We start from the raw sequence: 6,160 nt of genomic DNA, 5'->3' as shown, positions 1-6,160 counted from the left end.
TCCACTCTTTCCCTCCCCGACGCTCTTCCGATCTGCCCCTCGGCCGTGGTCGGCGGGGTGGCGCTCGTACTCCCCGGCGCGGGACCGCTCGTCGAGGGTGAGGTGGCGGGTACGACGGGCTGTGGCGGGCCGGGCGGCAGAGTGGCGAGCGCGGCGCCCCCGCCGCCCACGACGAGGCAGGCGCCTGCGGCGAGCACGGCGAGGCGCCGCCGGTGCAGACGCCGACCGCGCGCGCTGATCTCGGCGGCCGGCGCGTAGCGCGCCCGGGTGCGGGCCGCTGCGGCGGCCTTCTCGAAGAGCGGCTTCAGCGGGTCGTGGGACTCATTCACCGGGTGCCTCCTCGCCGGTCTGAAGGTCGGTACGGGGTTGGTCGGCGGCGCGGTCGCGGTCCGGCCGTGACCCTTCGCCTCGGGGGCCGCCCGAGCGTGCGGGGCCGGTCCGTGGGGCGTCGGTCCGGCCACGCTCGGATCCCGCGCCGCCCGGCTCGGACAGGTCCGTACGAGGGGTGTGAGGGCCTCCGGCTACCTGCGGCCCGGCGCCGGGCCGGTCAGGGCTCGGGACCGGCTCCCCGGGGCGGGCGGCGTCGGCCGGTTCGGGGGCGCGGCCGTGCGCGGGGGACCGGCCTTCGCGCGGGCCCTCCGGGCGGCGTCGTGGAACGGGAGGGTCCGCGCCCCGATCCGTCTCCGCGCCGGGTGCGCGAGGGTCCTCGATGCGATGGGCGAGGGCCGAGCGGCCCCGGGAGAGGTGGGTCTTGACCGTGCCGGTCGAGAGGCCGGTCTCGGCGGCGACCTGGTCGACGCTCAGATCGCACAGATAGTGGAGGGCGAGGACGCGCCGCTGCCGCGGCGGGAGTCCGCGCAGCGCCTCGACGAGCACGAGGTGGTCCGGCTCCGGTCCTTCGATCACCGGGAGCGCCCCGCCACGCCGCCACGCCTCGGACGTGCGCCGGCGAAACCGCCACCGGCTCACGGCGAGTCGCCAGGCGACGGTACGGATCCACGCCTCCGGCTGCCCGTCACGGTCCAGCTGCCGCCGTCGGTTCCAGCCCTTGACGAAGGCTTCCTGCACGACGTCCTGCGCTTCGTGCAGGTCGCCGAGCATGACGTACAGCTGGCCAGTGAGCCGCGCCACCGCATGGGCGTAGAAATCTTCGAACTCCTCGACCGTCAACGAACACACTCCCGGATCTCCGACTACACCCCGCATACGCCCGCCGCAGGTCCCCCGGTTGACACGGAATCCCGCCGACCGAGGTGATCGTGATCACGCAACCGCGCGGTGACGACACGCGTCCGCGCAAGGACGTCCGCCCGGTCGCCGGGGTGAGCGCCGCGGTCCGCCGGGCCCTGGTGCGGTTCCGGCGGACCACGGTGGTCCGCCAGGGGGACGGCCCATGCACAGACACGCCGCCGTGAGTCCGGCCGGACGCCGGTGTGCCGGCACGACCCGGCGGCGCACGACCGAGTGAGCAAGACGCGGTCGGGCCAGCATGTGCCCGCGGAGCTGCGGCCCCACCGGTTCTGCTCACCGGACTTCGAGCAGCGGAGCGCGAGCGGCGGGGAGCCTGTCCGCAGCGAGCCGTGCGCGATCCACGCGCTGATGGCCGCCCCGCGCCCGGACGACGAGGACTGACCCGTATCCGTATCCGTATTCGTGCAACGGAACGGCCGGACACCGCCCTCGCGGTGTCCGGCCGTTCCCGTGTCTTCAGTCCCCGCTCAGTGGTGGGTGGCCAGGCTGTGCGCGATGCCCGCCGCGACCGTGTTCACGTTCGTCAGACGCTCCGCGCAGGGGTTGGGCCGGCGGCCCGAGCAGACCTGGGCCGGGACGTTCCGGTCGACCGTCGTGCCGTCGCCGATCTGCCCGTTGGAGTTGGACCCCCAGCCGAGGGCCGTCAGGTCCGATGCCACGGCGAGGGTGTGCTCGTTGCCGGCGGCGATGTCGAAGACGCCGGTGAGCAGGCTGGTGCAGGGTGCGGTCTGGCCGACCGCACAGGCGCGTACGGGGATCGGGTTCTGCTGGTGGTTGAAGGTGCCGTCGCCGAGTTGGCCCTTGCGGTTGTCGCCCCAGCCGACGACCCCTTCCTGACTCTGGAGCGAGAGGAGCGCGACGCTGTGGTCGCCGCCCGCGGCGATCTGGTTCACGCCGGTGAGGAAGGTGCCGCAGGGGGCGGTCTGGCCCGGCGCGCACACCTGGACGGGCGTGTCGGTGCCGGTCGCCGTGCCGTCGCCGAGCTGGCCGAAGAAGTTGTGACCCCAGCCGCGAACCGTTCCGTCGGTCAGCAGCGCGAGGCTGTGGCTACCGCCGCCCGCCACGCTTCCGGCCGCGCCGGTGAGGGCGACCTGGACGGGGATCGACTTCTGGAAGTCGCCGCTGCCGTCGCCGAGCTGACCGGAGGAGTTCAGGCCCCAGCTGCTGACGGTCCCGTCGGAGTGCACGGCCAGGCTGTGCCAGGAGCCGCCGTCGAGGTTGGTGATGCCGGTGAGGAAGCTGGAGCAGGGCGCGGTCTGGGCCCGGGCACACACCTGGACGGGCGTGTTCCGGTTGGTCGTGGTGCCGTCGCCGAGCTGGCCGTACTCGTTGTCGCCCCAGGCGACGACGCTGCCGTCGGCCCGCAGCGCCAGGTTGTGGAACGCGCCGGAGGCGACGGCGACGACATCGGTGAGGAAGGTGCCGCAGGGGGCGGTCTGGCCCGGCGCGCACACCTGGACGGGCCGGGTGCTGCCGGTGTTCGTGCCGTCCCCGAGCTGACCGTCGCTGTTGAGCCCCCACGTCCACACGGTGCCGTCGGCGCGCAGCGCCACGCTGTGGTTGGCCCCGCCGTCGATGCCGATCATCCGCCGGATGCGAGTGGTGCGGACCGGGAAGGGGCTGTCGGTGGTGTTCCCGTTGCCCAACTGCCCGGTGTTGTTGGCGCCCCAGCCGACGACGGGGCCGGGGGTGATGGCGGCCTGGGCGTCCGCGGCCAGGCCGGTGGTCATCAGAAGCGCGGCGCCGCAGACGGTCGCGGCCCGTCTGAGCGCAGATGTACTGGGGCGTGGGAATCGCATGGATCGTCCTCGGGTGTGGGTGTCACGGCCCCCCGGCCCACGAGCATGACCCGGCGTTCCGGAGTCTCCTCCCCGACACGCGCTCACCCGCACCCGACGTCACCTGGCCGGTCGCGCCGGCCCGTTCCGCCCCCCCCGTGCTCGTACGCCGCTGCCCCGCCTGCTGGTTGTCGTCGGTGCTGACGCTGACGAGGCGGACGCCGAAGCGGTGCGACAGCCCCCGGACCGGTGTGGCATCGGGCCGGTCAGCCCCCGCGGTGGTCCTTCTTGTCGGTGACGCGGTCCGTGACGGCGTCGAGGGTGCGCCCGCGACGTCGTAGGTGTCGACCTCGGCGGTGAGATCGACGGCGGGGACGGTGGTCCGCCCGGCCGTGGTCGGCCTCTTCGGCATCAGGCGGTCTCCACGTGAACGGTGTACGCCCACGAGACCGGGGACGAACCGGCCTCTGCGGAGCGAGGACCGGTGTGACTCGCCGGCTGGAGACAGGCGGGGAGGTGTCAGCGCACACCCAGCAGAGCCGCCACGGCCCGCCGGTGGACGGCGTAGACGTCCGGGAGCTCGGCCAGGGACGCGCGTTCGTCGATGCCGTGCAGGCCTTCATAGGGGACGCCGAATCCGGCCGTGGCGGGGATGCCATGGCCGGCGAGGAGGTTGCCGATGTTCGACGGGCCCGCCGTCTTCGCCCGGACATCCAGCCCCGCCGCTCGGGCGGCGGACAGCAGCGCGGCGGCCGGCTGTTCGTCCTCCTCCAGCCGGAACGCCGGCCAGGACGCGACCTCGGCAACCTCCGTCGGTACGAGGACGGGCAGCTCGGCGTCGAGCTCGGCGACGGCCTCGCGCACCAGGGTCTCGGCGTCGTGCGCGTCGAAGGAGGGGGTGGTGCGGACGTCGACGTTGATGTCGACCCGGTCGGGAGTCACGGAGAAGCCCTCGCCGCCGTGGAAGGCGGTGACGGTGAGCTTCGGCCCGAGCGAGAACCCGGAGGCGTCGTCAGGGCCCGGCAGCTCGGCGGCGTCGAGCAGGCCCACCAGGCGGGCGGCGCGGGTGACGGCGCCGATGACGGTGCGGCTGGAGCCGGAGTGCCCGGACGGCGCGTGCACGGCGATCGTGGCGCGCCACAAGCCGCGGCCGCCCACGACGACCTCGTCCAGGCCGGGATACCCGATGATCACCCCGGCCGGGCGGGCGGCGTGGGGGTCGGCGAGGTAGGCACGGGCGCCGCCGAAGTCGCCGGTGTGCTCGTCGACGTCCAGGAGAACGGCGAGGCCACCCGCGAAGTCGTTCCTGCGGGCGGCGAGGTCGGCGGCGATGTGACAGTACATCGCGGCGGCGAGCTTCGAGTCCGCCGCGCCCCGCCCCAGCAGCCACCCGTCCCTCTCCTGCCCGCACGTGGGGTGGAACGACCAGCGGGTGGTGTCGCCGTACGGGGCGGTGTCCACGCAGGCGTCCAGCGTCCACCACGGGCCCGGCCGGTCGCCGGCGACCTCGACCAGGAGCCCGACCGGCGCGCCCGCACCGTCGTGCAGACGCCGGTGCGGCACCGTGCGCGCGGTCAGCCACTCCTCCAGGACACCGAGGACGGGACCGTAGTCGTCGATCCCGCCACGGCTCGGCCGCCGGACCAGCTCTTGCGCCAGCTTCACCACCGAGCGCGTCGTCTCGTCCTGCCCGGCCTCCCGAGGACCACCGGTCATGCCCTTCCCACCCCGACTTCCCTGTCCACGACGCACGGGCAACCCCCGAACGTCCCGTATCCTGCCCAGCCGCCGCGCCGCCGCACACGCGCGGCCGAGAGCGCCCGACGGCTGAGAGCGGGTCACGCGATCGCCTCCGGCGCTGATGGTGCCGCCTGGAGGGCGCACGACGCGGCAGCGTGAGCACAGCACATGCGAGCCCGGTCGGTACGCGTCGGCGGCGCGGCGGTACGGCGAGCCGTAGGGGCGCGGTCACGGCAGCTGCCGGGGGACGCCGGCGAGCGGTGGCAGTGACCAGCTCAGGGCATCCGGCCCCGTGCCGGAGGCGACGGACTGGGTCCTGGTGCCGCCGGACAGGTCGACTCGGTACGTCTCCGGGCGGCCGGCCCGCACCCAGCGGACGTACAGCTCCTCGAGTTCGGCCCACACGTCGCGCGGTCCGTGGACGCGGACGGTACCGTCGCCGGGGCCCGCCACGGTCCAGGAATCGTCCTCGGGGGCGACGATCGTCATCGTCTCCGCCTGGAAGTCCCGCACGAGGCCCGGAGCGAGGTAGGCGGCCGCGATCCAGAATCCGTACGCGTCGTCCGCCGGCGGCGCGAGCCGGGTGGGCCGCACGGCGCCGGGATCGGCCTTGATCCGCGCGCGATGGTCCAGGGCGCTGAGCCACGTGTGGCCGAGCATCGGCCGGTACCCGCTCGCCCGGCCCCGCAGGACCGCTTCGATCCGGCCGGTGTCGGCACGGGTGACGAGGAGCTGTCCGGGCCAGCTCGGCGTCCGGGTCGCGAGCGTGGTCAGCAGCCGCCCCCCGGGCGCGAGCTGCTCCACCCACGCCGGGGGGAGGCACGGCACGCCGATGCCGGAGTGGATCCGGTCGTACGGAGCCCGGTTCTCGTGCCCCTCGAGCGCGTCGCCCTCGACCACCACCGCGTCGATGCCGAGTCGGTCGAGGCTTCCCTGCGCGAAGGCCGCCATGTGCCCGTCCCGCTCCACACCGGTCGCGAGGCCGGCGCCGGTGACGGAGGCGGCGAGCGCCAGGGAGACCCCCGGCCCGGCCCCGAGGTCCAGACAGCGCCGGCCCGGCTTCAGGCCGAGGTCCTGGAGGGCTTCGACGGTAGCCGGGGTGAAGGTGGACATGGAGGTCATGTGGCCGCCGGTCACCGGACCGCGAGCGAGCGAGTCGAGGGGCTCGCCGTCGCGCTGGAACAGGATCGACTGGTCGCTGTGGATCAGGTCGAGCCACTCCTCACGGTCGTCGGGGTGGGAACCGTCGAGGAGGCGCCAGTCGATCGGATCCGCGCCCGGGCCGCTGACGCGGAGGTAGGCGTGGGGGAGGAGCACTTCGCGGGGCACGCGGAGCAGGGCGTCCCTCAGCAGGGGATCGGTCAGGGTTCCCGCCGAGGCGAGGCGGTCGA

General features: G+C 74.4%; 4 protein-coding genes and 2 pseudogenes. 1 reads left to right on the top strand and 5 read right to left on the bottom strand.

Annotated features, from left to right (window positions below):
* Together K7G60_RS38070 and K7G60_RS38065 are read right to left on the bottom strand one after the other, a co-directional pair.
* A pseudogene (locus K7G60_RS38070) lies at positions 1 to 329 on the bottom strand (hypothetical protein); the annotation flags it as partial.
* Between the two features lie 367 nt (positions 330 to 696).
* Positions 697 to 1,170 (bottom strand): annotated as a pseudogene (locus K7G60_RS38065) (SigE family RNA polymerase sigma factor); the annotation flags it as partial.
* 294 nt (positions 1,171 to 1,464) lie between these two features.
* Here K7G60_RS38065 and K7G60_RS38060 point away from each other — a divergent pair.
* On the top strand, positions 1,465 to 1,632 hold the full coding sequence (locus K7G60_RS38060; protein WP_225805547.1) for a hypothetical protein: 168 nt from the start codon (positions 1,465 to 1,467) through the stop codon (positions 1,630 to 1,632).
* 86 nt (positions 1,633 to 1,718) lie between these two features.
* Here the strand turns inward: K7G60_RS38060 and K7G60_RS38055 are convergent, their stop codons facing one another.
* The 3 genes from K7G60_RS38055 to K7G60_RS38045 form a co-directional block, all read right to left on the bottom strand.
* Positions 1,719 to 3,050: an RCC1 domain-containing protein gene (locus tag K7G60_RS38055; RefSeq protein ID WP_225805546.1), complete on the bottom strand. Its 1,332-nt coding sequence runs from the start codon at positions 3,048 to 3,050 to the stop codon at positions 1,719 to 1,721.
* A 498-nt stretch (positions 3,051 to 3,548) separates the two neighbouring features.
* Complete coding sequence (locus K7G60_RS38050; RefSeq protein ID WP_225805545.1) at positions 3,549 to 4,745, bottom strand: M20 family metallopeptidase; 1,197 nt, start codon at positions 4,743 to 4,745, stop codon at positions 3,549 to 3,551.
* A 252-nt stretch (positions 4,746 to 4,997) separates the two neighbouring features.
* Positions 4,998 to 6,160, bottom strand: a 1,163-nt coding sequence (locus K7G60_RS38045) for a methyltransferase (protein WP_225805544.1), incomplete at its 5' end; no start/stop codon positions are given.

Source organism: Streptomyces sp. NK15101 (assembly GCF_020400725.1).
Classification (GTDB): Bacteria; Actinomycetota; Actinomycetes; order Streptomycetales; family Streptomycetaceae; genus Streptomyces.
The sequence above is the reverse complement of the archived record's forward strand: the minus strand, read 5'-3'. Positions and strand labels throughout refer to the sequence as shown.